We start from the raw sequence: 380 nt of genomic DNA on the forward strand, positions 1-380 counted from the left end.
ACTCTCTAATTGTTATTCTTCATCCATTGACAAGACAGATAAGAAGGCTTCCTGTGGCACTTCTACCGAACCGATGGCTTTCATCCGTTTCTTACCAGCTTTTTGTTTTTCAAGAAGCTTGCGTTTCCGTGAGACGTCCCCACCATAACACTTGGCCAAGACGTTCTTACGAAGGGCCTTGATATCTGTACGAGCCACGATCTTATGACCGATCGCCGCTTGGATAGGCACTTCAAACTGTTGACGAGGAATAATCTTCTTGAGCTTCTCAACGATCAACTTACCACGTTCATAGGCAAAATCCTTGTGAACGATAAAGCTGAGGGCATCGACGGTATCGCCATTGAGAAGGATATCCATTTTAACCAATTTAGAAGGAC

1 pseudogene is annotated in these 380 nt (G+C 44.5%); it reads right to left on the bottom strand.

The features are described 5' to 3' along the window. Window positions 1–12: 12 nt before the first annotated feature. A pseudogene (locus SPADD19_RS11055) lies at window positions 13–380 on the bottom strand (elongation factor 4); the annotation flags it as partial.

Origin of the sequence: Streptococcus parasanguinis, from assembly GCF_001578955.1 — a bacterium.
GTDB classification, from domain to species: Bacteria; Bacillota; Bacilli; order Lactobacillales; family Streptococcaceae; genus Streptococcus; species Streptococcus parasanguinis_U.